The sequence below is a fragment of the Sphingomonas sp. So64.6b genome (genome assembly GCF_014171475.1).
Lineage (GTDB): Bacteria > Pseudomonadota > Alphaproteobacteria > Sphingomonadales > Sphingomonadaceae > Sphingomonas > Sphingomonas alpina_A.
On the sequence record NZ_CP048817.1, the window covers coordinates 3,736,576 to 3,761,353 of the forward strand.

24 protein-coding genes are annotated in these 24,778 nt (G+C 64.8%); 7 read left to right on the forward strand and 17 right to left on the reverse strand.

The window, feature by feature from the left end:
* Window positions 1-21: 21 nt before the first annotated feature.
* Complete coding sequence (gene ptsP / locus G4G27_RS17765) at window positions 22-2,298, reverse strand: phosphoenolpyruvate--protein phosphotransferase (protein ID WP_183109869.1); 2,277 nt, start codon at window positions 2,296-2,298, stop codon at window positions 22-24.
* A gap of 72 nt (window positions 2,299-2,370) precedes the next feature.
* Complete coding sequence (gene ruvB, locus G4G27_RS17770) at window positions 2,371-3,393, reverse strand: Holliday junction branch migration DNA helicase RuvB (RefSeq protein ID WP_183109870.1); 1,023 nt, start codon at window positions 3,391-3,393, stop codon at window positions 2,371-2,373.
* A gap of 118 nt (window positions 3,394-3,511) precedes the next feature.
* On the opposite strand from ruvB, the gene G4G27_RS17775 reads away from it, so the two are divergent.
* A complete protein-coding gene (locus G4G27_RS17775) occupies window positions 3,512-4,099 on the forward strand; it encodes a hypothetical protein (RefSeq protein WP_183109871.1) in 588 nt (195 codons plus the stop codon).
* Between the two features lie 51 nt (window positions 4,100-4,150).
* Here the strand turns inward: G4G27_RS17775 and G4G27_RS17780 are convergent, their stop codons facing one another.
* The 9 genes from G4G27_RS17780 to G4G27_RS17820 all read right to left on the reverse strand — a co-directional run bounded on the left by G4G27_RS17780 (window position 4,151) and on the right by G4G27_RS17820 (window position 9,884).
* Window positions 4,151-4,756 carry an RcnB family protein gene (locus G4G27_RS17780; RefSeq protein ID WP_183109872.1) on the reverse strand — a complete coding sequence of 202 codons (606 nt, stop codon included), beginning with the start codon at window positions 4,754-4,756 and terminating at the stop codon, window positions 4,151-4,153.
* 109 nt (window positions 4,757-4,865) lie between these two features.
* On the reverse strand, window positions 4,866-5,192 hold the full coding sequence (locus tag G4G27_RS17785; RefSeq protein ID WP_183109873.1) for a hypothetical protein: 327 nt from the start codon (window positions 5,190-5,192) through the stop codon (window positions 4,866-4,868).
* A 99-nt stretch (window positions 5,193-5,291) separates the two neighbouring features.
* Window positions 5,292-5,882 carry a Holliday junction branch migration protein RuvA gene (gene ruvA, locus G4G27_RS17790; RefSeq protein ID WP_183109874.1) on the reverse strand — a complete coding sequence of 197 codons (591 nt, stop codon included), beginning with the start codon at window positions 5,880-5,882 and terminating at the stop codon, window positions 5,292-5,294.
* Between the two features lie 60 nt (window positions 5,883-5,942).
* A complete protein-coding gene (ruvC, locus tag G4G27_RS17795; RefSeq protein ID WP_183109875.1) occupies window positions 5,943-6,428 on the reverse strand; it encodes a crossover junction endodeoxyribonuclease RuvC in 486 nt (161 codons plus the stop codon).
* Between the two features lie 13 nt (window positions 6,429-6,441).
* The gene (locus tag G4G27_RS17800) at window positions 6,442-6,984 is read right to left on the reverse strand and encodes a hypothetical protein (protein WP_183109876.1); all 543 of its coding nucleotides are present in this window, start codon (window positions 6,982-6,984) and stop codon (window positions 6,442-6,444) included.
* A gap of 23 nt (window positions 6,985-7,007) precedes the next feature.
* The gene (locus G4G27_RS17805) at window positions 7,008-7,751 is read right to left on the reverse strand and encodes a YebC/PmpR family DNA-binding transcriptional regulator (protein WP_183109877.1); all 744 of its coding nucleotides are present in this window, start codon (window positions 7,749-7,751) and stop codon (window positions 7,008-7,010) included.
* Window positions 7,752-7,861: 110 nt separating this feature from the next.
* Window positions 7,862-8,101, reverse strand: a complete 240-nt coding sequence (locus G4G27_RS17810) for a DUF2312 domain-containing protein (protein WP_183109878.1) — start codon at window positions 8,099-8,101, stop codon at window positions 7,862-7,864.
* 76 nt (window positions 8,102-8,177) lie between these two features.
* Complete coding sequence (locus G4G27_RS17815; protein WP_183109879.1) at window positions 8,178-9,524, reverse strand: amidohydrolase family protein; 1,347 nt, start codon at window positions 9,522-9,524, stop codon at window positions 8,178-8,180.
* Between the two features lie 63 nt (window positions 9,525-9,587).
* Window positions 9,588-9,884, reverse strand: coding sequence for a DUF1244 domain-containing protein (locus G4G27_RS17820; RefSeq protein WP_183109880.1), 297 nt, complete (start codon window positions 9,882-9,884; stop codon window positions 9,588-9,590).
* 70 nt (window positions 9,885-9,954) lie between these two features.
* Between G4G27_RS17820 and pyk the strand changes: the two genes are divergently transcribed.
* Window positions 9,955-11,433 (forward strand): pyruvate kinase, encoded by a 1,479-nt coding sequence (pyk, locus tag G4G27_RS17825; protein ID WP_183109881.1) that lies wholly within the window; start codon window positions 9,955-9,957, stop codon window positions 11,431-11,433.
* Window positions 11,434-11,437: 4 nt separating this feature from the next.
* Here pyk and G4G27_RS17830 read toward each other — a convergent pair whose 3' ends face one another.
* Together G4G27_RS17830 and ykgO are read right to left on the reverse strand one after the other, a co-directional pair.
* Window positions 11,438-12,103, reverse strand: coding sequence for an HAD family phosphatase (locus G4G27_RS17830; protein ID WP_183109882.1), 666 nt, complete (start codon window positions 12,101-12,103; stop codon window positions 11,438-11,440).
* Window positions 12,057-12,182, reverse strand: coding sequence for a type B 50S ribosomal protein L36 (ykgO, locus tag G4G27_RS17835; RefSeq protein ID WP_003046794.1), 126 nt, complete (start codon window positions 12,180-12,182; stop codon window positions 12,057-12,059). The genes G4G27_RS17830 and ykgO overlap by 47 nt, the downstream gene beginning before the upstream one ends.
* 159 nt (window positions 12,183-12,341) lie before the next feature.
* On the opposite strand from ykgO, the gene G4G27_RS17840 reads away from it, so the two are divergent.
* The 5 genes from G4G27_RS17840 to G4G27_RS17860 all read left to right on the forward strand — a co-directional run bounded on the left by G4G27_RS17840 (window position 12,342) and on the right by G4G27_RS17860 (window position 16,616).
* On the forward strand, window positions 12,342-12,959 hold the full coding sequence (locus G4G27_RS17840; RefSeq protein ID WP_183109883.1) for a DUF4136 domain-containing protein: 618 nt from the start codon (window positions 12,342-12,344) through the stop codon (window positions 12,957-12,959).
* Complete coding sequence (locus G4G27_RS17845; protein ID WP_183109884.1) at window positions 12,956-14,089, forward strand: carboxypeptidase family protein; 1,134 nt, start codon at window positions 12,956-12,958, stop codon at window positions 14,087-14,089. The genes G4G27_RS17840 and G4G27_RS17845 overlap by 4 nt, the downstream gene beginning before the upstream one ends.
* A 135-nt stretch (window positions 14,090-14,224) precedes the next feature.
* Window positions 14,225-14,911 carry a 2,3-diphosphoglycerate-dependent phosphoglycerate mutase gene (gpmA, locus tag G4G27_RS17850; protein ID WP_183109885.1) on the forward strand — a complete coding sequence of 229 codons (687 nt, stop codon included), beginning with the start codon at window positions 14,225-14,227 and terminating at the stop codon, window positions 14,909-14,911.
* A gap of 152 nt (window positions 14,912-15,063) precedes the next feature.
* Complete coding sequence (gene purE / locus G4G27_RS17855) at window positions 15,064-15,549, forward strand: 5-(carboxyamino)imidazole ribonucleotide mutase (protein WP_183109886.1); 486 nt, start codon at window positions 15,064-15,066, stop codon at window positions 15,547-15,549.
* A complete protein-coding gene (locus tag G4G27_RS17860; RefSeq protein WP_183109887.1) occupies window positions 15,546-16,616 on the forward strand; it encodes a 5-(carboxyamino)imidazole ribonucleotide synthase in 1,071 nt (356 codons plus the stop codon). The genes purE and G4G27_RS17860 overlap by 4 nt, the downstream gene beginning before the upstream one ends.
* A 121-nt stretch (window positions 16,617-16,737) precedes the next feature.
* Here G4G27_RS17860 and G4G27_RS17865 read toward each other — a convergent pair whose 3' ends face one another.
* The 4 genes from G4G27_RS17865 to G4G27_RS17880 all read right to left on the reverse strand — a co-directional run bounded on the left by G4G27_RS17865 (window position 16,738) and on the right by G4G27_RS17880 (window position 24,643).
* On the reverse strand, window positions 16,738-17,040 hold the full coding sequence (locus tag G4G27_RS17865; protein WP_183109888.1) for a hypothetical protein: 303 nt from the start codon (window positions 17,038-17,040) through the stop codon (window positions 16,738-16,740).
* 38 nt (window positions 17,041-17,078) lie between these two features.
* Window positions 17,079-19,913 carry a pitrilysin family protein gene (locus G4G27_RS17870; protein ID WP_183109889.1) on the reverse strand — a complete coding sequence of 945 codons (2,835 nt, stop codon included), beginning with the start codon at window positions 19,911-19,913 and terminating at the stop codon, window positions 17,079-17,081.
* Between the two features lie 118 nt (window positions 19,914-20,031).
* A complete protein-coding gene (locus tag G4G27_RS17875; RefSeq protein WP_183109890.1) occupies window positions 20,032-22,185 on the reverse strand; it encodes a penicillin acylase family protein in 2,154 nt (717 codons plus the stop codon).
* A gap of 112 nt (window positions 22,186-22,297) precedes the next feature.
* Complete coding sequence (locus tag G4G27_RS17880; RefSeq protein ID WP_183109891.1) at window positions 22,298-24,643, reverse strand: TonB-dependent receptor; 2,346 nt, start codon at window positions 24,641-24,643, stop codon at window positions 22,298-22,300.
* Window positions 24,644-24,778: the final 135 nt, after the last annotated feature.

The window sequence follows — 24,778 nt, forward strand, 5'->3', positions numbered from 1 at the left end:
CTTTACCCACCCGTCACGCAATCACGCCAGTTCGACGCCGCTTTCCGCCGCCCAGGCGGTCAATGCGCCGCGCATGTCGCGCGGCGGCGCCGCCAGCAACATCTTCATATGTGCCATCAGCGCGTCGCGATCGAGCGAGCGGACCATCGCCTTGATCGGGCCGACCGCCGCCGGCGTGATCGACAGCCGATCGATGCCGAGTCCGATCAACGCCATCGCCTCCAGCGGTCGGCCGCCCATCTCGCCGCACACGCCGAGCGGCACGCCCGCGGCACCGGTCGGCCCCACGAGCCGCGCGATGAAGCGCAGGATCGCCGGGCTGAGCCAGTCATAGCGTTCGGCGAGCTTGGGATTGGCGCGGTCGGCGGCGAACAGGAACTGAGTCAGGTCGTTGGTGCCGATCGACAGGAAATCGAGCTTGGGCAGCAGGATATCGAGCTGCTCGGCGAGCGCCGGCACTTCGAGCATCGCGCCATAATTAATCTCGTTGGGCAATTTACGGCCGCGCTGCGCGAACCATTCGCGCTGCGTCTCGAACAGCGCCCGCGCTTCCTCATATTCCCAAGGTTCGGAAACCATTGGGAACATCACGTTGAGCGTCCGCCCCGCCGCCGCCTCGAGCAGCGCGCGCGCCTGCACCTTCATCAACCCGTCGCGTTCGAGCGCGAGGCGCAGCGCGCGCCAGCCCATCGCCGGATTCTCCTCCTCGGCCCCGTCCTGAATCAGATAAGGCAGCGCCTTGTCGCCACCGATATCGACGGTGCGGAAGATCACCGGCCGGTCGCCCGCCGCGTCGAGTACTTCCTTGTAAAGCCGCTGCTGGCGCTCGCGCGCGGGCAGGGTGGCCGATACCAGGAACTGGAATTCGGTACGGAACAGCCCGATGCCATCCGCGCCGGTCATGTCGAGCGCGGCGACATCGTCGCGCAAACCGGCATTGACCATCACCGTCACACGGTGCCCATCAGCGGTGATCGGCGGTTCGGACTTAAGCGCGGCGAACACCGCGCGGCGCTTCTGGCGCAGCTGCAGCTTTGCTTCGAACGCTTCCTCCATCGCCGGCGAGGGCCGCGCGAAGACGTTGGCCGCGGTCGAGTCGAGCAACAACATGTCGCCTTCGGCAATCGAGCGGCGCACGCCCTTGACCCGGCCAAGCACCGGCACGCCCATTGCCCGCGCGACGATGGTGACGTGCGCGGTCAGCGACCCTTCCTCAAGGATCACACCCTTGAGCCGGCGCCGGTCATATTCGAGCAGTTCGGCGGGTCCGAGATTGCGTGCGATCAGGATCGTATCCTGCCTGAGCCCGCCTTGCGCGGCAGTGCCCATCTGGCCCGACACGATGCGCAACAGCCGGTTCGACAGATCCTCCAGATCGTGCATCCGGTCGGCGAGCAATGGATCGTCGATCTGCCGCATGCGCTGACGCGTGCGTTGCTGCACACGCTCGATCGCTGCCTCGGCAGTCAGGCCGGAATCGATCGCCTCGTTGATGCGCCGGCTCCAGCCCTCGTCATAGGCAAACATCTTGTAAGTCTGCAGCACTTCGTCATGCTCGCCGCCGACGCCGAATTCGGCCTGACTGGCGATCCGTTCGATCTGCTCACGCATCTTGTCGAATGCGGCATAGACACGGTGGCGCTCGGCATCGGTGTCCTCGGCAACGGTGTGCTCAATGGTGATGCGCGGCTGATGGAACACGGCATAGCCGCTGCCCATACCCTCGACCAGCTTGAGCCCCTCGATACGCATCGCAGCGGTCGATTGCGGGCGCAATGTCGCCGCGCTGCTGGCATCGACCAGATCGGCATTGGCGATCAGCTCGCTCAGCACCATCGCGACGGTCTGCAGCGCCTCGATCTCGACATCGTCATATTTATGCGGGTCGGCATGCTGTACGCACAGCACGCCGACCGCGCGCTCCCGGCGAATGATCGGCACACCGGCAAAACTGTGGAATTTCTCCTCGCCCGTCTCCGGCCGATAGGCGAAGTCGGGATGGCTCGCCGCCTCGTCGAGGTTGAGCGTCTCGACCTGCTCGGCGATCGTGCCGACCAGCCCCTCGCCCAGCGCGAGCGTGGTGACGTGAACCGCCTCCTGCGCCAGGCCCCGCGTGGCATAGAGTTCGAGTACCCCATCGCGCAGCAGATAGATCGAACAGACCTCGCTCGACATCGCCTCACCGACGATCCCGACCACCGAATTGAGCTTTGCCTGCGCCGCCGTGCGCGACGCCATCACGTCGTGCAATCGAACGAGGATTTCACGGGCGGAGTTGGCAGCGGTCGGCATGTCCATAGCGCTATCAGATTGTTACGCGAGGAGCTATCGCGCAGGTGCTGTTCCTCCCCGGCACGGGGAGGAGCGGGGTCAATCGAACAGTCCGTCCTGCGAATCCGCCGGCGGATTGAGGCCGAGATGCTTCCACCCTCCCGCGTTCAGGCACCGGCCGCGCGCGGTGCGCGCGATCAGGCCGAGCTGGATCAGATAGGGCTCGATCACTTCCTCGATCGTATCGCGCGGCTCCGACAAGCCCGCCGCGAGCGTCTCCACGCCGACCGGCCCGCCACGATAGATCCCGGCGATCATCATCAGATAACGCCGGTCCATCGCGTCGAGGCCAAGCGAATCGACTTCGAGCCGGTTGAGCGCCGCATCCGCCGCCGACGCATCGACCACTGGCGTGCCCGCGACATTGGCAAAGTCGCGCACTCGTCGCAGCAGGCGCCCGGCGATCCGCGGCGTGCCGCGCGAGCGCCGCGCGATCTCATGCGCGCCATCCGCCGAGACATATAGGTCGAGCAACGACGCGGCCCGCGCGACGACGCGTTCAAGCTCGTCCACGGTGTAGAAATTGAGCCGCACCGGAATACCGAACCGGTCGCGCAATGGTGTGGTCAGCAGCCCCTGGCGCGTCGTCGCACCGACCAGAGTGAAGCGCGGCAGGTCGATCCGCACGCTCCGCGCGCTCGGCCCCTCGCCGATCATCAGGTCGAGCGCGCGATCCTCCATCGCCGGATAGAGTATTTCCTCAACCGCCGGCGCGAGCCGGTGGATCTCGTCGATGAACAGCACATCGCCGTCCTCGAGATTGGTCAGCAGCGCAGCGAGATCACCCGACTTGGCGATCACCGGGCCGGAGGTGGCGCGAAACCCGACGCCCATTTCGCGCGCGACGATCTGCGCCAGCGTGGTCTTGCCGAGCCCGGGCGGGCCGAAGAACAGCACATGATCGAGCGCATCGCCGCGCGATTTGGCGGCGGCGATGAACACGCGCAGATTCTCGCGCGCCGCCTTCTGCCCGACAAACTCGTCGAGCGATTTGGGGCGCAGCGCGGCATCGATATCCTCGGGCTTGCGCTCGGGCGTCATGAAGCGGTCGGCATCAGTCACCGCCCCACCTAGCGGGCAGCGGGCAGTGCTGTCTATCGTCGCCCATCATCCCGTCCTATAACCGCCCCGCTGCACGATAAGGGTCGCACCACCGCAGCGGCAAAACGGAGTGATGTGCATGAAGCCCTTATCCCCCCTCGCCTTTGCTGGCTTAGGCTGCGCGCTCGTGCTCGCCGGTTGTGGCGGCACGACCGCTGGCAACACGACGGCAGGCAGTGCGACCACCACTGCGGAAACCAGCGCCAGCGGCAGCAGCGGCGGGAAATCCCCGCCGGCCGATTTCAAGGCGACCGATGCGTGCGTACTGCTCGACAAAGCAGCGGTCGCCGAAGTGCTCAAGACGCCGGTGACCGCGGCCACGCTTGGCCTTGTACATGAATCGAGCGGCAGCGACGCCGCGACGTCCGAATGCACTTATGACACCGCTAACGGCAAGGCGAGCCTGATGGCGCGCTGGTCGCCGATCGCCGACAACACGCCGGATGCGATCAAGATGGCGCGCGATGGCGTCGCCGCGTCGATGAAGGCGTTCAGCGACAAGCCGGTCGAGGATATTCCCGGTGTCGGCAAGTCGGCATTCTTCGTGCCCGGCATCAACCAGCTCAACGTGTTCATCGGCGATGACAAGTTCGTCGTCATCACCACGCCGGGCCGCGAGGAAGGCCGCGCGACCGCGCTTGCGCTGGCCAAGAAGCTCGGCGCCTGACGGGAACGGGCGCCCGGTTTCCCGGGCGCCCGCCATTTCCGCTTCGGTTTCTCAGTAAAAGGCGCCGTAGATCACATCGGCAATGCGGCCGGTGCGCGTCTGCACCAGCAGCAGGTCCGGCCCATAACGGACCCAGCGATAACCACGTGGCGGCGCGCCGACACCGAGGCCATACCAGTCATTGTAATAATAGCTGTTCGACAGGAACAGGCGCGGCAGCAGCAGGCCGATCGCCCAGCGGCGATAGCGATAGCCGCGCGGATACTGGAATCCGGGCCGATGGATCGGCCGGAAGTTGGGCGGACGTCCGATGCCGGGGCGATGCGGCGGACGCGGCGGCCGGACCTGCGCGGGCCGTCCGGGCCGTGGCGGCTGAATCTGTGGACCACCCGGACGGGGCGGCTGAATCTGCGGTCCGCCATTGCCTGGATTGGGCCGGCCAGGGCGCGGTGGCTGGATTTGCGGGCGGCCCGGACGAGTCGGTTGAATCTGGGGACCGCCCGTTCCCGGGCGGGGCGGCTGGACATGCGGCCTGCCCGGCGGCGCAGGTCTCGTCTGCGGCGGCGTGGGTCGTCGCTCGGGCGCGGTCTGATAAGCGAGGGCCAAATCGGGAAAGATCAACAACACACTGGTTGCCGCCAATACGAATCGCTTCATGCGTCGTCTCCGCCTGTGGAATGCGCGAAGCTATGCCCGTCGACGCACACTGACAACCGGTGTTGCAACCATGTTCGCGGCACCACCATGCCGCGCGGTGTAAAGTCCGCTAGCGACTGTGCGGGAAGTGAAGCTTGAGCACCGGGACGATCAGATAACCGCCGCTCAGCGCCCGAAAGGCGCGCCCACCGCTCAAATGGTCGCCGCCCCGCAAATGTGCGGACAAGCGCTCGTCGTTGATCATGTTATCGAGTCCGGTCGCGGTGGCATTGCCGCGCGGCCAGCGGTCGGGATCGGTCGCCGCGTCGCCCGGCTCGGGGTCGGGCATCCAATCGGCGCCAAGAGCGGGGAGAGGCGCGGGCGGCACCGGCGTCGGTTCAGGCTGATCGGCCAGACATGGCGAGGCAGCAAGCGCGAGTGCCCCGATAATGATCAATCGCATTCTCGACATGACAACCCACAATCGATCCGACACCGCAAGGTTCCATTCACGCACAGTCGACTTGGCTCGACGCGATCCGTCGCGGCGCCAGCCTTACTTCGCCGCCTTGCGCAACGCCAGGCGGACCAGTGCATCGAGCGTCGCGCCGGCACCCAATTCTTCTTCGGCCGAAGCGACCGCGGCGCTCGCCTCGGCGGGACGAAAACCGAGGTTGAGCATCGCCGATACCGCATCCGCGCCCGCGCCGCTCGGCGCGACGGGAGAGGCGCCGCCGATCGCGACACCGCCGATCCTGTCCTTCAATTCGCGTACGATGCGTTCGGCAAGCTTCGGCCCGACACCATTGGCGCGCGCCACCATCGCCTTGTCCTGCGCGGCAATGGCGCGGCTCAGGTCGGCCGGATCGAGTGCCGACAGGATCGCCAGCGCGACCCGCGCGCCCACCCCCTGCACACCGGTCAGCAGCCGGAACCAGTCGCGCTCGCTTGCGGTGGAGAAACCGACCAGGCGGATGAAATCCTCCGCCACCAACATCTCGGTGTGGAGCATCACCGCTTCGCCGACCGGCCCGATGCTCGCCAATGTCCTGGTCGAGGCGCCGACCAGATAACCGACGCCGCCGACATCGACCACCGCATGGTCGATACCGGTTGCGTCGAGGCGGCCCTTGAGATGCGCGATCATGTTTCAACCATAGGGTGATTTTACTCTCCCCGTCATCCCCGCGTTCACCCGAATGGCAGATCAGGGAATACGTCGTGCCGACGCGAGATGATGCGCATGACAGATCGCCACCGCGAGCGCGTCGGCGGCGTCCGGGCCATCGATCTTCACCCCCGGCAACAACCGCGCGACCATCGCATGAACCTGTGCCTTTTCCGCCGTGCCGGTGCCGACCACTGCCTTTTTGACCAGTCGCGGCGCATATTCGCCGATCTCGACCCCGCTTCGCGCCGCCGCGCACAGGATGACGCCGCGCGCATGGGCGAGCTTCAACGTCGATTGCGGGTTGGCGTTGACGAACACTTCCTCGGCCGCAGCGCCATCGGGCGTGTGATCGGCGATCAGCGCAGCGACCATCGCGTCGAGATGAGCGAGGCGACGCGGCAGCGGCGCGGCGCTGTCGGTCTTGAGCCGGCCATTGGCGAGGTGGGACAATCGGTTGCCCTCGGCGCGAATCAGGCCCCAGCCGGTCGTCCCAAGGCCGGGATCGAGGCCGAGGATGATCATGGCGCGCGCATCATCAGAACCACATCTGGAACCGCGCGTCGCCGTCGTCGAGCGTCCCGCGAACCGATTCGGGGGCAGCGGCGTAGATCGGCGCGGTCCAATCCCCGGCGATCGTCGCGGTGCCGGGACATTGTTGCGTCGACACCTGCTTGCCGTCGCGGCTCACATGGATTCCCGACCATGTCTTGCCCGGCACATCGGTATATTGGCCGCCCACACCCTTGAAGACGATGTAATGGTAGCGCCCCGCGGTGAAACGGATGCTCTCCTGACCGCCGCCGCCACCGGTGATCGTGCCGAGACGGATGTTGCTCCATTTCCGGTCCGTCACAAGGTCGATCGCGGGGCGGTTCGGCGGCCCGTAACGATAATGGATGGCATTTTTCGAGGCGCACACGCTGCCGACAGCCCGTCGGAAACGGCATGAATAGACGATCGTCTCGGTCGCGCCACACTGGCTCGCGCGATCCGCACGCTTCGTGGTCGCGCCGGGCGGGGCGAGCGCACCCAACAGGAGAATGGGAGCAAGGAGAAGGGTCACATGAAGCACACGCATCGTCATCCCCTTCACATCGTTGACTAACCCAGCTTCTCCATTACCTCGTCGGAGACTTCGTAATTGCCCCAGACGGTCTGGACGTCGTCGTCATCGTCGAGCGTGTCGATCAGCTTGAACAACAGGCCGGCATCGCCTTCGCCGACTTCGACCATGGTCTGCGGGCGCCAGGCGAGCTTCGCGCCCTCGGGCTCGCCGAGCACCGGGGTGATCGCCTTGACCACTTCGTGCAGCGAATCGTTCGAGGTCCAGATCTCATGGCCATCCTCGCCCGAGGACACGTCCTCCGCACCCGCGTCGAGCGCTGCCTCGAACACCTTATCGGCATCGCCTGCGCTCGCCGGATAATTGATCAGGCCCATGCGGTCGAAACCATGGCTGACCGAACCCGATGCGCCGAGATTGCCGCCATTCTTCGCCACTGCGGTGCGCACATTGGTCGCGGTGCGGTTGCGATTGTCGGTCAGCGCCTCGATGATCAGCGACACGCCACCCGGGCCGAAGCCCTCGTAACGGATCTCTTCATAGGTCTCCGCATCGCTGCGGCTCGCCTTGTCGATCGAGCGCTGGATATTGTCCTTGGGCAGCGACGCCGCCTTGGCCGCGTTGACCGCCATGCGCAGGCGCGGGTTCATGTCGGGGTCGGGCAGGCCCATCTTCGCCGCGACGGTGATTTCGCGGCTCAGCTTGGAAAAGAGCGAACTGCGCTTCTTATCCTGCGCACCCTTGCGGTGCATGATGTTCTTGAACTTGGAATGGCCTGCCATGGTGACGTCCTGAAAAACTAACCCTTCGCGCTGGCCTGCCGAAGCGCCAGCCTTCTTCAATTATGCGGTAGAAGAAAGACCGGGGGTTCGACAAGCATATCGCGCGCGACTTATGCCAGCCCGAGCGCGATCTTGTAGGTTTCGAGCAATGCTTCCGCTTCGTCACGGTGATGCTTTTCCATGCGCCGCAACCGTACGATCGCGCGCATCGTCTTGGTATCGTAACCGGTCGACTTGGCTTCGGCATAGACATCCTTGATGTCGTCGGCGATGCCCTTCTTCTCTTCCTCGAGGCGCTCGATGCGCTCGATCAGGAGGCGTAGCTGGTCGGCGGCGATGATGTCGCTCATGAGTGGGAAAGCTCCGGATTAAAGATGAAGGCGCGCGTCTAGGCCATCGTTCGACGCGGCTCAACCATCGCTGCGATCAATTCGGTGGAAAAGCCTGACGCGCACCGCCGATCTTGACCGCAACGCCGTGGCGCATGACGAAATCGACTTGCTCCAGCCGCGTCACATCGACCAGCGGATCGCCGGTCACCGCGATAATGTCGGCGAATTTGCCCGGTTCGAGCGAGCCAAGCTGATCCTTGCGCCCGAGCAAATCGGCGGCATCGATCGTCGCCGCGCGAATCGCCCCGGCGGGGGTCATGCCGGCCCTGACCATCAGCGCGAATTCCTGTGCGTTGTCGCCGTGGCGCGATACGCCGGTGTCGGTGCCGAAGGCGATCCTGACCCCGGCGGCGATCGCGCGTTTATGGCTTGCCGCGGCGACCGCACCCGCCGCCTCGGCCTTTGAGATGGTCGCAGGCGGCAATTGCCCGCCGCGCGCCTGGGCCAGCGCCGCAACCGGCGCCATCATCGTCGGCACCAGCCAGGCATTACGCTGCTTGAACAGCCGAATCGTCGATTCCTCCAGGAAAGTACCGTGCTCGATCGAATCGACCCCCGCCTCAAGCGCGGCCTCGGTGCCTTCGCGAGCATGCGAGTGCGCCGCGACCTTGCGGCCGAAACCATGCGCCGTGTCGACGATCGCCTTCATCTCCTCCGGCGTCATTTGCCGCCCCAGCCCGCCCGCGACATTGGACAGCACACCGCCGGTCGCAGCGAACTTGATCACCTGGGCGCCGAGCGAAATCTGCGCACGCACCGCACGACGGCAATCATCGGGGCCGTCACAGGTGTTGATCTGATGCGCATGGGCGGTCTCGGCATAGTCTTCGGCCAGGCCGTTGCTGCCATCGCCATGTCCGCCGGTGACCGAGACCATCTGCCCGGCGTTGACGATCGTCGGCCCCGCGACCGCCCCGCCTTCGATCCCGTCGCGCAAGGCGCGGATGCCGCGCGGATTGCCGCCAAGGTCGCGCACCGTGGTGAAGCCCGCCTCCAGCGTGACGCGCGCATTCTTCTCCGCCTCGATCAGATCGTCGCTCTCGTCGCGATTAAGCTCACCGAGCCGCGACCGCAGCGGATCGCCGCCGATACCCCACAAATGCACGTGCATGTCGATCAGTCCGGGCAGGACGTAACGATCCTTGAGATCGATGACGCTGGCATCGCCATCGGGCGCGGCGAAACCATCGCGCAGCTCGGCCACCTTGCCGTCGCGCACCACGATGGTCGTCGCGCCGCGTGCCGGCTGGCCTGGGCGATCGATGACATGCCCAGCCTGAATATAGATGGTTCTGGACGGCGTTATGGGCGCGGTCTGCGCCTGCACATTTCCGGCCACGCCCATGCCAAGCATGATCGCCGACCCCAATATCCGCCGCATATCCGCCCCCTTCTTTCGTTGGGGTCAGCCTAGCGGGATAGCGCGGCTAATCAATCGCGCGCGTCATGCATTCTTCGCGACACTCTCGCGCATGCGCTCGAGCTGCTCCGGCGTCGCCTCGGCCTGATGCGCCGCCTTCCAGGCGCCATAGGGCATGCCGTAGATCGCCTCGCGCGCGGCGTCCTTGTCCAGGGCGCCCCCGCTCGCCTCCTCGACCCAGTCCGACAGGCAGTTGCGGCAAAATCCGGCAAGCCCCATTAAGTCGATATTCTGCGCATCGTCGCGGTGACGCAGGTGCGCGACGAGTCGACGGAACGCTACGGCCGCCACTGCGTCGTCAATGTCCTCGATCCGCGCCATTTGAATTCTCCCGGTTGATCGGCGGGAGATAGGCTTTAGAGCCGGGGCCGCAAGCGCAAGGACGTAAAGAATGACCAAGGCCATCAGCCCCCGTTCGCGCAAGGTCCGCGTTCTCGCCACGCTGGGCCCCGCCAGCAACAGCGTCGAGATGATCAGCCGGCTGTTCGAGGCCGGCGCCGACGCATTCCGCGTGAACATGAGTCATGGCGATCAGGAATCGAAGATCGCGGTGATCAAGGCGATTCGCAGCCTCGAAAAGAAATACGGCCGCCCGACGACGATCCTCGCCGATCTTCAGGGCCCGAAGCTGCGTGTCGGCAAATTCGAGGGCGGCCGCACCGACCTTGTCACCGGCACCATCTTCACGCTCGACCGCGACAAGACGCCGGGCGACGCGACGCGGGTCGAATTGCCGCACAAGGAGATTTTCGCCGCGATCGAACCCGGCGCGCGGCTGTTGCTCGACGACGGCAAGCTGGTGCTGCGCGTCACCGAACATGACGCCGACCATATCGTCACCCGGGTCGAGGTCGGCGGCGCCCTGTCCAACAATAAGGGCCTGAACGTGCCCGACGTAGTCGTGCCGATGGCGGCATTGACCCCGAAGGACCGCAGCGACCTCGCCTTTGCGATCGACCAGGGCGTCGACTGGATCGCGCTGAGCTTCGTGCAGCGTCCCGAGGATCTGGCAGAGGCGCGCAAGCTGATCGGCGGCAAGGCGGCTTTGCTTGCCAAGATCGAAAAACCTTCGGCGATCGAGCGGCTCGAAGAGATTGTCGAGCATTGCGACGGCGTGATGGTCGCGCGCGGCGATCTCGGCGTCGAACTGCCGCCCGAATCGGTGCCGCCGCTGCAGAAGCGCATCGTCGAAGTGTCACGCCGCCAGGGCAAGCCGGTGGTGGTCGCGACGCAGATGCTCGAATCGATGATCACTTCACCCTCGCCGACTCGCGCCGAAGTCTCCGACGTGGCGACCGCAGTCTATGACGGCGCGGACGCGATCATGTTGTCGGCGGAAAGCGCCGCCGGCGCCTGGCCGATCGAATCGGTCGCGATGATGAATTCGATCGGCATCGCGGTCGAAAGCGACCCCGGACATGGCGACCGCGTCCATTTCACCATCACCCGCCCCGACCCGACCACTGCCGACGCACTCGCCGAGGCGGCGAAGAATATCGCCGCGACGGTCGATGCAGTGGCGATCATCTGCTTCACCGTATCCGGGTCGACCGCGCGCCGCGTCGCGCGCGAGCGCCCTTCGGTGCCGTTGATGGTATTGACCCCCAAGCTGGAAACGGCGCGGCGGCTCGGCCTGTTATGGGGCACACACGCCGTCCATACGCGCGACATCGAATCGTTCGAGGAGATGGTGGCGAAAGCCAAGCGCATGGCGCTGCGGCACAATATCGCCAAGGCGGGCGACCGCGTGATCCTGATCGCCGGCGTGCCGTTCCGCACACCCGGATCGACCAATGTGCTTCACGTCGTGCGTATCATCGGCGACGAGTTGAAGGGTTATACCGACCAGGACGGATCGACCGGCGGGTAAAAGGTCAGGCGAGCAGGCCGAGCCTCACCAGGTCGCTCCGCAAGGTCACCGCGTCGGTGAACAACAGGCCGGTCATCCCGACATTTCGCGCGCCGACGATATTTTCTTCGCGATCATCGACGAACACAGCCTGTTCGGGGCGTAACCCGAATCGCTCCAGAGCAAGATGGTAGATCGCCGCATCGGGCTTGGTCAGCTTCTCGTCGCCCGACACGACGATATCGCGAAACCGGTCGAAGGTCGCGGCTTCGCGCGCCCGGAAGGGTGGCCAGAACTCGCCCGAGAAATTGGTGATCGCGAACAGCGGTACGCCGCGCGCATCGAGTTCCGCGACCATCGCCTGCATGCCCGGCAGCATACCCGGCACCTGATCGTTGAAACGCGGCCCCCATAGCGCGATCATGTCAGCGTAATGGGGATATTGCGCGCTCAACTCGGCGGAAGTTTCCGCAAAAGGCCGGCCCGCGTCATGCTGAAAATGCCATTCCTTCGTCGCGACATCGCGCAGGAACGCATCGAGCGCCCGATCATCCTTGATCAGGCGCCCGTAAAGGACCCGCGGGTCCCAATCGTAAAGGACGTTACCGACATCGAAAACGACGGCGGTGTCCCCGCTCGACAAATCAGCCCTGGCGGGCCTTGAAGCGGCGATTCGTCTTGTTGATGACATAGGTCCGGCCGCGACGACGGATCACGCGGTTGTCGCGATGGCGGTCCTTGAGGGACTTCAGGGAGTTACGGATCTTCATGGTCGAAACTTCTTCGATTCTGGTGGTGCCGGAAAGACGAGAGCGCCTATAGTCGGTGGCCTCCCAAGTCAAGGCGAACCGGCCAGGTGAGAGTCGGGAACCGGCGGGGGGAGGTGAAGCGTTACACCCGTGCAACAATATGGTCGAAAGAGATACGAGATGAAGAACGCGGCATATGGAATTGTGATCGCGCTCGCGGCGGTGTCGCTTGGCGGCTGCGCCACGACCACGACGAGCGGCCCGGTCGAGGTGACGCGTTTCCATCTCGGCGCCCCGCTCGAACGCGGCACGCTGACGGTCGAGCCGCTGGCCGGCGGCGGCGCCGCCAGCCTTGAGTTCAAGACCTATGCTGCTGCGGTCGAGACCGAATTGATCCAGGCCGGCTATACCACCAGCGCCCCGAGCACCACGGCGCAATATCTCGCGGTAGTCGGCTTTACGCGCACCTCACAGGATGTCGGACCGCGACGGTCGCCGATCTCGATCGGCCTTGGCGGCGGCGTCGGCGGCGGTGGTTATCGCGGCGGCGGAGTCGGCGTCGGTGGCGGCATTTCCTTCCCGATCGGCAAGGCAAGAGCCCGCGAAATTATCCTTTCGGAATTGTCAGTGCAGATTCGCCGGCGCAGCGACGGCACGGTGATTTGGGAAGGCCGTGCCCAGACCGGTGCCGATGTCCGCGCCGCCGATGCCCAGGCCAGCGCCGCGGCGGGCAAATTGGCCAATGCGCTGTTCCGGGGCTTTCCCGGAGAATCGGGTCGCACTATCACGGTCAAATGAGCTCGAACCAGAACAGCATCGCCATCGACGCCGCCTTTGACGGCGGCAACATCAAGATCGTCGCGATCGACGGAGACCGAATCGACCTGGACATCGTGCATGATCACCAGTCCGATTTCTATCAATGGTTCTATTTCCGCCTCGCCGGCGCCAGGGGTCGCAAGCTCAGCTTGCGTATCCTCAACGCCGGCGATTCGGCTTATCCGCTCGGTTGGCCGGACTATAAGGCGCGCGTCTCGACCGACCGCGAGACCTGGCGCCAGACCGCGACGCGTTATGCCGATGGCGTGCTCGAATTCGATTGGACCGGCGAGACCGACCTGGCCTGGTTCGCCTATTTCGCGCCCTATACGATGGAACAGCATGATGCGCTGATCGCCCGAACGGCGCTGCTGCCCGGCGTATCGCACCGCCAGCTCGGCACCACGATCGACGGCCGCGCGATCGATTGCCTGACCATTGGGCGCGGGCCGAAACAGGCCTGGCTCTACGCCCGCCAGCATCCCGGCGAATCGATGGCCGAATGGTGGATGGAAGGCGCGCTGGAGCGACTCACCGACACCACCGATCCGGTGACTGCCGCACTGCTCGCCAAGGCGACCTTCCATGTCGTGCCCAACATGAATCCCGACGGGACATTCCGCGGCCATCTGCGCACCAATGCGGTGGGCGTGAATCTCAACCGCGAATGGCATGAGCCGTCGCTCGAGCGCAGCCCCGAAGTGCTGTGCGTGCGCGATGCGATGGACGCGAGCGGCGTCGATTTCGCGATCGACGTTCATGGCGACGAAGCGATCGCCGCCAACTTCATCGCCGGGTTTGAGGGCATCCCCTCCTGGACCGACGAACTGGGCGAGAAATTCTACGATTTCGGCCGCCGTCTCGCGGTCAACACGCCCGATTTCCAGACCGAACTCGGTTACGGCAAGGCCGCACCCGGCCGCGCCAATCTCACCATGTCGACCAATCAGGTCGCCGAGCGATTCGGCGCGCTCGGCATGACGTTGGAAATGCCGTTCAAGGATCATGACGCGAACCCCGATGCCGAATTCGGCTGGTCGCCCGAACGCAGCAAGAAGCTTGCGCATTCGTGCCTTGAAGTGTTCGCCGAGGTGATCGACACACTCTAACCCCATTGACGCCGTCATGCTGAACTTGTTTCAGCATCCAGGCACGGTCATCCAATTCAACGAGCGACGTTCGTTTGGTGACTGACCGCGCATGGACCCTGAAACGAGTTCAGGGTGACGTCTGTGAGGAACGCCATGCCCACCCTAGTCCTGATCCGCCACGGCCAGTCGTCGTGGAACCTCGAAAACCGCTTCACCGGCTGGTGGGATGTCGACGTGACCGAAAAGGGCGCTGAAGAAGCACGCGCGGCGGGGCGGCTGATGGCCGAAAAGGGCCTGGATTTCGACCAGACCTTCACGTCGCTGCAGACCCGCGCGATCAAGACGCTCAATCTCGCGCTCGAGGAGATGGGCCGGCTGTGGCTACCGGTCGAGAAGGACTGGCGCCTCAACGAGCGGCATTATGGCGGGCTGACCGGCCTCAACAAGGCCGAGACCGCGGCGCTGCACGGCGACGAACAGGTGCATATCTGGCGCCGCAGCTTCGACATCCCGCCACCGGTGCTGGAGACGGGCAGCGACTATGACCTGTCGCAGGACCGTCGTTACGCCGGCATCGCCATCCCCTCGACCGAGAGCCTCAAGGACACGATCGCTCGCGTCCTGCCCTATTGGGACGGCCGTATCGCCCCCGCGCTCAAGGCCGGGCAGCGCGTACTGATCTCCGCGCACGGCAATTCGCTGCGCGCGCTGGTCAAGCATCTGTCGAACATTCCCGACGATGAGATCACGTCGCTTGAGATCCCGACCGGCCAGCCGATCGTCTACGAACTCGATGCCGATCTCAACGCGACCGACCGTTATTATCTGAGCGAGCGGTAAGGGCCCGCCTCAACAAGCACCGTCATGCTGAACTTGTTTCAGCGGTAACCACTAACAAGTCTCTGCCGCCTGCCCTGCACGGTTGCCCTCCCCTCGTCTCGCCGCTAGTCAGGCCCCTCCCGGACACAGACCCGGGGGGACGGGGCACGGATATGGCGGATACGCCACTCATCGGCATCATCATGGGCAGCACTTCCGACTGGGAGACGATGCGCCATGCCGCCGACATCCTTACCCAGCTCGGCGTCGCGCATGAAACCAGTGTCGTTTCCGCACACCGCACGCCGAAGCGCCTCTACGATTATGCCACCAGCGCCGCCGGACGTGGCCTGAAGGTCGTCATCGCCGGCGCAGGCGGCGCGGCACATCTGCCCGGCATGACGGCGTCGATGACGCATCTACCGGTGCTCGGCGTACCGGTCGAAAGCGCTGCGTTGAAGGGCATGGATAGCCTCCTCTCGATCGTGCAGATGCCCGGCGGTATCCCTGTCGGCACGCTGGCGATCGGCAAGGCCGGCGCGATCAACGCCGGCCTGCTCGCCGCGTCGATCCTCGCGCTTGGCGATCCCGGCCTGAGCGAGCGCCTCCAGGCGTGGCGCGCGGCGCAGACCGATGGCGTGGCGACCGATCCGGCATGACCGTCCTGCCCCCCGGGTCCACCATCGGCATTCTCGGCGGCGGCCAGCTCGGCCGGATGCTCGCGGTCGCTGCGGCGCAGCTTGGTTATCATACCCGCGTACTCGCGCCCGATGCCGAAAGCGTCGCCGCGCAAACCGCATCGAGCTTCACCCGCGCCGATTACCACAGCCGCATCGTGCTCGACGAGTTCGCCGCCGCCTGCGACGTGGTGACCTATGAGTTCGAGAATATCGCGCTTGAACCGGTCGAATATCTCGCCGGCAAGGTGCCGGTCCATCCGGCACCCGCGGCACTCGGCATCGCGCAGGATCGTGCGACCGAAAAGGCGTTCGTCGGCAAGATCGGCGGCCGCACCGCGCCTTGGGCGGCGGTGGCAACGCTCGACGAACTGAAAGCCGCGATCGCCACGACCGGCTGCCCGGCGATCCTCAAGACGCTGCGGCTCGGCTATGACGGCAAGGGCCAGGTGCGCATCGCCGCGCCGGACGACGCCGAAGCGGCATGGCAGGCGATCGGCCAGCGCCCCGCGATCCTCGAAGGCTTCGTCACTTTCAGTCACGAATTCTCGATCCTGCTCGCGCGCAGCCCCGACGGATCGACCGTCAGTTATCCGCCGCCCTGGAACGAGCATAAGGACGGCGTCCTGGCGCGCTCGACCTTGCCCGCACCGGCGGAGATCGCCGCACAATGGGACGAAGCGGCAGCGCTTGCCGGCCGCATCGCCGAGGCGCTCGACTATGTCGGCATCCTTGCCTGCGAGTTCTTCGCCGGCACGGACGGCCCGGTGTTCAATGAAATGGCACCGCGCGTGCATAATTCGGGGCATTGGACGATCGAAGGCGCCAATTGCTCGCAGTTCGAGAACCATATCCGCGCGATCTGCGGTCTGCCGCTCGGCGATACCGGTCTCACCGCGCCGAAGGTCGTGATGGACAATCTGATCGGTCACGACGCCGATCGCTGGGCCGAGATTCTCGCCGAGCCGGGCGCGCATTTGCATCTCTACGGCAAGGAAACCCGGCCCGGCCGCAAGATGGGCCATGTCACGCGGCTTTCCCAGGGCTAGAGGGTTTTCGACCTGATCCCTCACTCTCCGGGGCGATTCCACTCGACCTGAGGCGCTCAAACGAAAAGGCCCGCTTCCTCATCGGAAGCGGGCCCCTTCAATCTCGCAATCGCAACGCCGATCAGGCAGCGCGCGCTCCCGTCAGCGGGAAGCTGCCGAATGCGCCAGCGCCGACATTGCCGGTGATCGTGTCGCCATCGACCGTCGCGGTGCAATCGAGCGTCATCGGCATCGGCACGACGATGCTCATCTTCCAGCTGATCGTGTTGCCATCGACGGTGCCATCGGTGATCTCGACCGAGCCCATCGCGCCGGTGTTGCTGCCGGTCCAGCTATTGCCGTCGCTCTTCACAACGAGCGTAGCTTTTTGATCGCCCAGCGGCGATTTCACAACGGTATCCCAGGTGCCATCGACATCGGCCATTACGTCTCTCCCTCAACTCGGAACTGGTTGGTATCGGATTACTTCGCGCCCGCAATGGACGCGGCGGGCACCACCTCAACCGGCAGCCCGAGGCTGTCAAGCTGAGGCCGGACCGTCTTGGCATCGCCGACCACCACCCAGATGAAGGTCTTGGGGTCGATTGCCGCGCGTGCCGCAGCGTCAAGTTCGCTTTGCGTCATTGCGCGATATTTTTGCGTGATGGTCGCGTAATAATCGTCGGGACGCTTGTAGAGGTCGTTGGTCTGCATCGCGCCGAGCACATCGCTCGATGTTTCGAAGCTGCCCGCCAGTTCGCGAGTCTTGCCGATGATCGTGCGATCGAACTCGGCCTTGGTTAGCCCCTTGGTGGTCAGGAAGTCACCGACTTGCTGCCGGATCGCCGCGATCGACGCGCCGGTCTTGTCGGCCTGGACCGGTGCCGAGACGATATAGGGCGCGGCATTCTGCGCGCGGCTGAAATTGCCCGACGCGCCATAGGTCCAGTGCTTGTCCTCACGCAGGTCCATATTGATCCGCGACAGGAAACTGCCACCGAGCGCGTCGTTGGCGGTCATCACGGGCAGCAGGTCCGCAGTGCCTTTCAATCCGTTGGGCGCGGCGCCGAGAATCAGCGACTGCGGCGAATCGGGACGATCGATCAGCAGGATCTTTGGCGCCGACGGTGCCGAGGCCGCGCCGAAATCCTTGATGCCGGCAGTACCGATCCCCTTCCAGCTGCCGAAGCGCTGGTCGAACGCCGCCGACACTTCGGCCAGCGGGCGATCGCTGACGACGAAGATCTTGGCTTTTTCGGGACGCAGCCAGGCGTGCTGGAACGCGACCAGATCGTCACGCGTCAATGCAGCGACCGCGACCGGATCGCCGCGTCCGGCCGACTTCGCATAAGGCGAGGCCGGCCCATAGACGAGCTTGGGCAGCGCACGGCCGGCAAGGCCACCGGGATTGGTCAGTTCCGAGGCGATTCCGGCAAGCTGCTGGTTCTTCAACCGTGCCACCTCAGCGGGGGCAAAGGCCGGATTGAGCGTCACATCGGCGAACAGGTCGAGCGCTGGGCCGAGATTGGCGCTCGGCGTCGACAGCGACAGAAAGGTCTGATCGAGGCTCGCACCGGTGCCGATCTCCGCACCAAGCCGCTCGCGCGCTTCGGCAATCGCGGTCGAATCCTTGGTCGTCGTGCCCTCGTCGAGCATGCTCAGAACGAGCTGCTGGGTGCCGAGCTTGGTCGCCGGATCGGCCGCCACGCCGGCATCGAAGCTGATCACCGCACGCGTGATCGGCACTGCGCCACGCTGTGCATAGATCAGTTCGATGCCGTTCTTGAGCCTGGTGCGCTCGACCTTGGGGAAATCGAGATCGGCGATCGTGCCGACCGCCGGCATCTCGCCACGCGTGCCCTTGAATGCCGCGGGCTCGGCCGCTTCGACCACTTCTTCGGGCGCCTTGGCCTCGTCATAGGCGACGCGCGCGCCGGGTTCGACAGTTAGTGCATAGACCGGGCGCGACAGCCATTTCGCGGTTACCGCCTTCACATTGGCCGGAGTCTCGGCCGCAAGCGTCGCGAGCTGTTTCTTGTAAAAGCCGGGATCGTTCGAATAGAGCGCGCCTTGCGCCAGCGCGACGGCCTTGCCGCCGAATCCGCCGACCGACTCCAGTCCCTCGATCCGATCGCTGACCTCGCCGGTGGCGACGCGCTGCACTTCATCGGCGGTCGGGCCATTCTTGATGAAATCGGCGATGATCTCGTCGAGGCGCTTGGCGACCAGTGCCGGGTCGATCCCCGGACGCACATCGGCGCTGACCTCGAAGGTGCCGATCTGGGCGAAGGTCTGGTTGCCCGCGGACACGCCGACCGCGAGCTTTTCCTTGCGCACCAACGCATTGTCGAGCCGCGAGCTGGCGAGGCCGCCAAGCACGCCGGCGGCGACGTCGAGCGCGGTCGCGTCACTGCTGTCCAGGCCCGGCACGACCCAGGTGCGCATGATCCGAGTCGTCGCGACGCGGTCCTTCATCACTTCGGACTTGGGCGCGGGCAAGGTCGGCACTGGCGCGGCCGGGCGTACCGTCTTCGGGCCCGCGGGAATCGCGCCGAAATATTTCTCGACCAGCGGTTTGGCGGTCGCGACATCGACATCGCCGGCGATGACCAGGATTGAATTGTTCGGACCATAGTGGCCGCGGAACCAGTTCTTCACATCCTTCAGGCTGGCGGCGTCGAGATCGGCCATCGAGCCGATCGTGTCATGACCATAAGGATGCTCGGGCGGGAACAGCGCCGCGGTCTTGGCATAGTCGACCAGGCCGTAAGGCTGGTTGTCGCCCTGGCGCTTCTCGTTCTGCACGACGCCGCGCTGCACATCGAGCACACGCTGCGTCACCGCGCCGAGCAGATACCCCATCCGGTCGCTTTCGAGGAACAAGGCGCGTTCCAGCGCCGGGGCCGGCACCGTCTCGAAATAATTGGTCCGGTCGTACCAGGTGGTGCCGTTATAGTCGGTCGCGCCGACCTGTTTCAGCGGCTCGAAGAAATCGCCCGGCGCGTTCTCGCTGCCGTTGAACATCAGATGCTCGAACAGATGGGCAAAGCCGGTCTTGCCCTTGGGCTCGTGCTTCGACCCGACATCGTACCACACCGATACCGCGACGACCGGCGCCTTGCGATCGGTATGGACGATGACGCGCAGCCCGTTTTTGAGGGTGAATTCCTCATACGGAATATCGACCTGCTTGACGAGGTCGGCGACCGGTGCAGGCTTGGCCGCCTGAACAGCCGGTGCGGCGGCAGGTGCCGCAAAAGCGGGGCTGGCAAGCGCGATCAGCGCCACGCCGGAGAGCGCGAGAATCCTGGGGGACATTATGGGGAAGGTTCCTTGGTTTGCGACCACTGTGTCACACCATATCACCGGGATAACGCCATGCAATCCAAGCGCTTCAATCACTTCGACCATAATGGACATGTCGCGGGTCGGGCGGTTACGGCCGATAGACCCGCTCGACATGGCCGCGCAGCGAGGCCGGGGCGAAACGCACCGGTTTCAGCTTGTGCGCGACGAACAGCGGCGCCTGATCGGCATAATGCGGCGATGCCGGGCGCGTCGTTGCAGCGCCGAACGGCTGGATCGACTGCGAATTGACTTGCCCCTGCTTGTCCCATTCCATGAACATGATGAAGCTGTCGCCATGCTTCACCGAAAGTCTTCCGTCCGGATCCTCGTCCCATAATGCGGCGGCGCGCAGGACGTCAGGCCCGCCGTCGAGCGGCAGATCGACCTTGCCCTGGCGCAACCGCAATACGGTACCGAGCGGCGGATCGAGCCGCCCGAAATGGTCCTGCAGATACGCCGCCGCCTTGCCCAGTTCCTCGCGCGGATCGGCCTCCGGGCGGCGCTGATAATGCCATTTATTGCCCGCGCGCAGCAGCAGGGCGGCGATCGAGTCGGCCGGTCCCTTGCCGTCGTAATTCCAATCCCATTTCGCCAGTACCGCTTTCGCCGCCGCAATCTGCCGGTCGCCCCTGGCATCGACCGCCATGATATCGGCGAACCATTTCGCTGCCCAGCCGACCCGGCTGACCGTCGTGTCGTATTTGATCCGCTCCAGATCGGCGCGGCTGATCGCCCCGTCCGCGCCCATCAGCTCAAGCGCGCGGGTGCCGCGATTGGTCGTATCGGTCTCGATCCCGAGCAGCGGCGAATAATCGCCGGCACGCATTTCCGACCCGGCACCGGCCGCCTGATAGGGCGTGTTGTTGGCGTTGATCAGAAAGCCCGATGCCGGGTTCACATTGCGCGGCACATTGGCGAATGGCACCGTGCCCGCCGTCAGGTCGCGCGACGTGTCGCCGGGCAGCACTTTTGCGTAATCGAAACCGGGCTTCCGGTTGGGAAAGCTCGCATTGTAGAAATAAGCGATATTCCCGGCGGCATCGCCATAGAGGAAATTGGTCGCCGGCACGCCCTGGATCGCCAGCGCCTTTTGCCATTCGGCGAAATTGCGTGCGCGCGTCAGGCGGTAATATTCCTCGATCATGCGCATCTGGTCCGCGCCGCCATAACGGATCGCGAAGATGCCGTTCTTGTTGGCGATCGCCGGACCATGCACGCTGCGCAGCACCGTCTTCGGCACCGGCAGGACGAACGGCCCGATCTTCACATGCAGCCAGACCCGCGTGCGCTCGAGCGGCAGCCATTTCCCGTCGAACCGGTAATGCGTACCGCCGCCATCGAGCACCAGCTTGTAGACATCGGTCAGGTCGGGGCGATTGACCGTGTTGGTCCAGCCCAGCGTCTCATTATGTCCAAGTACCGGGAAGGGCACGCCGGGGAATGTCGCACCGGCAAAGTTCCAGCCGGTGCCCGAATGCACGACCAGTTCGTACCAGGCGACCGGCCCGCGCCACGGCTGGTGCGAATTGGATACCACGCGGGTGAAACCATCGGCCGAGCGCTTCGGCGCAACGACAAAGGCGTTCGATCCATTCTGATTGCCTTCATTGACATCAGTGCCGGCCGGCAGCGCGCCGGGATCGGGCGCATCTGGCGTGGCGCCGGCGCTTTCCACCGGCAGCGGCGTCTCACCAACCAGCGCGCCGAGTGTCTGGTCGAGCCCGAAGAAGAAGGGCGAACGCAGCACGAAGCCGGTCGCGATATCCTCGCCATTGGCGGGGAACAGCTTGGCCAGCTTGACCTCGCCCGGATGACGTTCCGCATATTTGTTCAGCCCGCTGGCATAGGCATCGAGCAGCGCGCGGACATCGGCCGGCTGCTTCATATAATCGCGGTGCGCGGTGGCGCGCGCGCCGAGCAAAGCGAGCGCATAATCGGTCTGCGCGCCGGCCGCGCCGGTCATCGCGCCGAGCCGGCCGCGCGTCATCGCGACCGCCTCCTGCAAGGTCGCGAAATCATCCTCGGCATGGGCATAGGCAACGCCGTAAGCCACGTCCGGATCAGTCTTGCCGAAGATATGCGGCACACCAAATGTGTCGCGCGCGATGATGCTGTCATATTTATGATCGGGCGGCGGCGCGGCGCGCTCGGCCAGCAGCGGTTCCCAGATAGCCAGGCCGATCGCCACGAGCACGAGCAAGGCCAGCAATCCGATCGCACCCGTCTTCAGAAATCGCCGCATCGCCATCCTCACCGCATCTGTTTTGCGGTGAGCCTAGCGAGGCGGCGGGACTTCAGCGAGCAGCAATAATGTCCGCCGCCTCCACCGAGGCGGAGACGGCGGACGGAGCGGGTCAGAAGCCCGTTTTAAGCGTCACGAACACCTGACGGGGCGCACCGATCAGCAATGTCTGGCCGTCGCCGCTATTGCCGAAGCCGTTCGACCCGATCGTCGCGACATAGTCCTTGTCGAGCAGGTTGGTGCCGTTGAGCTGCAGTTCGACCTGGCGGTCGCCAGCAAGCTTCACCCGCACACCGATCGTCGCGTCGAACAGCACCCGCGCCGGCACCGACTGGTCGTTGGTGTAGGTGAAGTAGCGCTTGCTCATATAGTTCGCGCCGAGCCGACTGAAGAACAGGTTGCTGTCATAGGTCAGTTCGCCGGATGCGATATGCGTCGGCGCATCGACCACATTCTTGCCCTCGATCGCGGCAACAACCGTCCGCGTCGGCACGCCCCCGATCAGCGGGAAGGCGATGACGTCGTCGCGATATTTCGAATTGTTATAGGCATAGGATGCGAACGCGCCGAATCCGCCCGGCAGCTTGACCTGACCGGTCGCCTCGACGCCGTAGGATCGCACCCCGCCGACATTCTGCAGGATCGCCGGATTGCCGAGAATCCCCGCACCATTGGAGAAAGCCAGCAAGCGGTCGCGGAAGTTGATATAATAGGCGCTGAGCGAACCGGTAAAGATGCCCGAGCGTCCGCGCACGCCGAGTTCATAAGTGTCCGACGATTCAGGCTTAAGATTGCCAAGCCCGTTGAAACCGGCCTGAGTAGTGGCCAGCGGCCCGCTGGTGGCGGCCGCGACGAATGCGCGCGTCACCTGAGTGAAGCCGCCGAACAATTCGGCGCGCTCGCCCAGCTTGTAGGTGAAGCCTGCATGCGGCTGGAACCAGTCGGTGGTCTTGACCTTGCCGGTCGCGAGCGGGCCGGCCAGGATCGCGTCCGAGCTACCGCGGACGTCGAAGCCTTTCCAACCGAGATTGATCGTCAGATCGCCGATCGGAATCTTGTCTTCGACATAATATTGCACGGTATCCGTCTTGTAGCGCAGGTCCCACTGCGTCGCGAACGCGCCGTCCTGAAACTCGAGCGCATTGCGCGTCGGCACGAGCCGGCTGTCGAGCCCATAAAAACGGCGTGCCTGGCGCAGGTCGTTGCGTTCGTACCAGCCGCCGACGGTGATGTCGCCGAATGCGCCCAGGTCGGTGCCAAGCGAGCCGAACACGCCTTTGCGATGCATGTTATATTCGGTCGTCCGCACCGAAATCGGCACGCCGGAGGGCGACGGGACATAGGGCGTGAACCAGATGCCCTGGCCGCGATTGTCATGATAATAGGCCTTGAGCTGGCCATGGACCTTCGCGTCCTTGCTGGTCTCGATACCAAGCGAAGCGACATAGTCATTCCGCAGGCCCGCCGCGTCGTAATAGGCGTCATCTGCATTGAGGAACGGGGCCGGATTGACCGTGCCGGCTGCCGGATTCAGTTTCGGCGCACCGGTATAGCCGCTATTTGCGCCGACATCGGCGACGAGCACGGCGAGTGGAAACTGGCCGGTGATATTATCCCAGCGATAGCCAAGGCGCCGGATCATATCGAGCGACATGTCCTGATAATCTTGCTCGCGGCGTTCCGAATAGTTGAACGTGCCGACGAGGCGCAGGTCGGGCGTGATCGGTGCGATCGCCTTGGCATTAACCTGGTTCTGGCGCTGCGCACCGCGGCCCTTCCACTTGCCGGTGTCGAGATGGCTGTACGACACATAGGCGCTTGGCCCGTTGTCGCCGAGCTGACCGGTGTCGAGCCGGCCAAAGGCGTGGACCGTATTGTTGCTGCCATAGCTGCCGTCGAGCGACAGGCCGAACTCGGACTTCGGATCGGACGAGAAGAATTCGATCGTACCGCCGAGATTGTTGGTCGCTTGCGTCCCGAGCGAGCCCGAACCCTGCGACACGCGCGTCTCGCCGATATTCTCCGAGCTGATCGCGCGGCTGATGTGCAGGCCGTTGGTGTTGCCATAGGTGCCGTCGCCAAGCGGAATGCCGTCGAGCGTGAAGCCGAGCTGATTCTGGTTAAAGCCGCGGATCGACACGCGCTGCGACCATTCATAGGCGCCAAAGGGATCGGCGGACTGGAAATTCACGCCGGGCAGCTTCTGGATCGCTTTCAACGGGCTGGTGCCCGGAGTCAGGATCGCGATGTCGTCCTGGCCCAGGCGCTGCACCTGGCGGGTCTCGCCGCGGCCGATGACGATGATGTCGCCCTCGGCGCTCGCTTCGGGTTCTGCGGGTGCGGGATCGGCGGCAGGTGCGGCCGGTGCAGCGGCGACGTCGTCGCGACCGGTTGCAGTAGCGGCGAGCGGCCAGCCGAGCGCAGTGCCGGCGAGCAGGCAAGCGGTGAGAACACGCATTATGAAATCCCCTTAGGCAGAACGAGGCGCGCAACTGCGCGTCGCCCGCCGCCTAGGCGTTGTGCGTTGCACAATTACGCCGACGTGATGACAGTTCGATGCCGGTTGCATGGCGAATCCGAGACACCTTGCGGC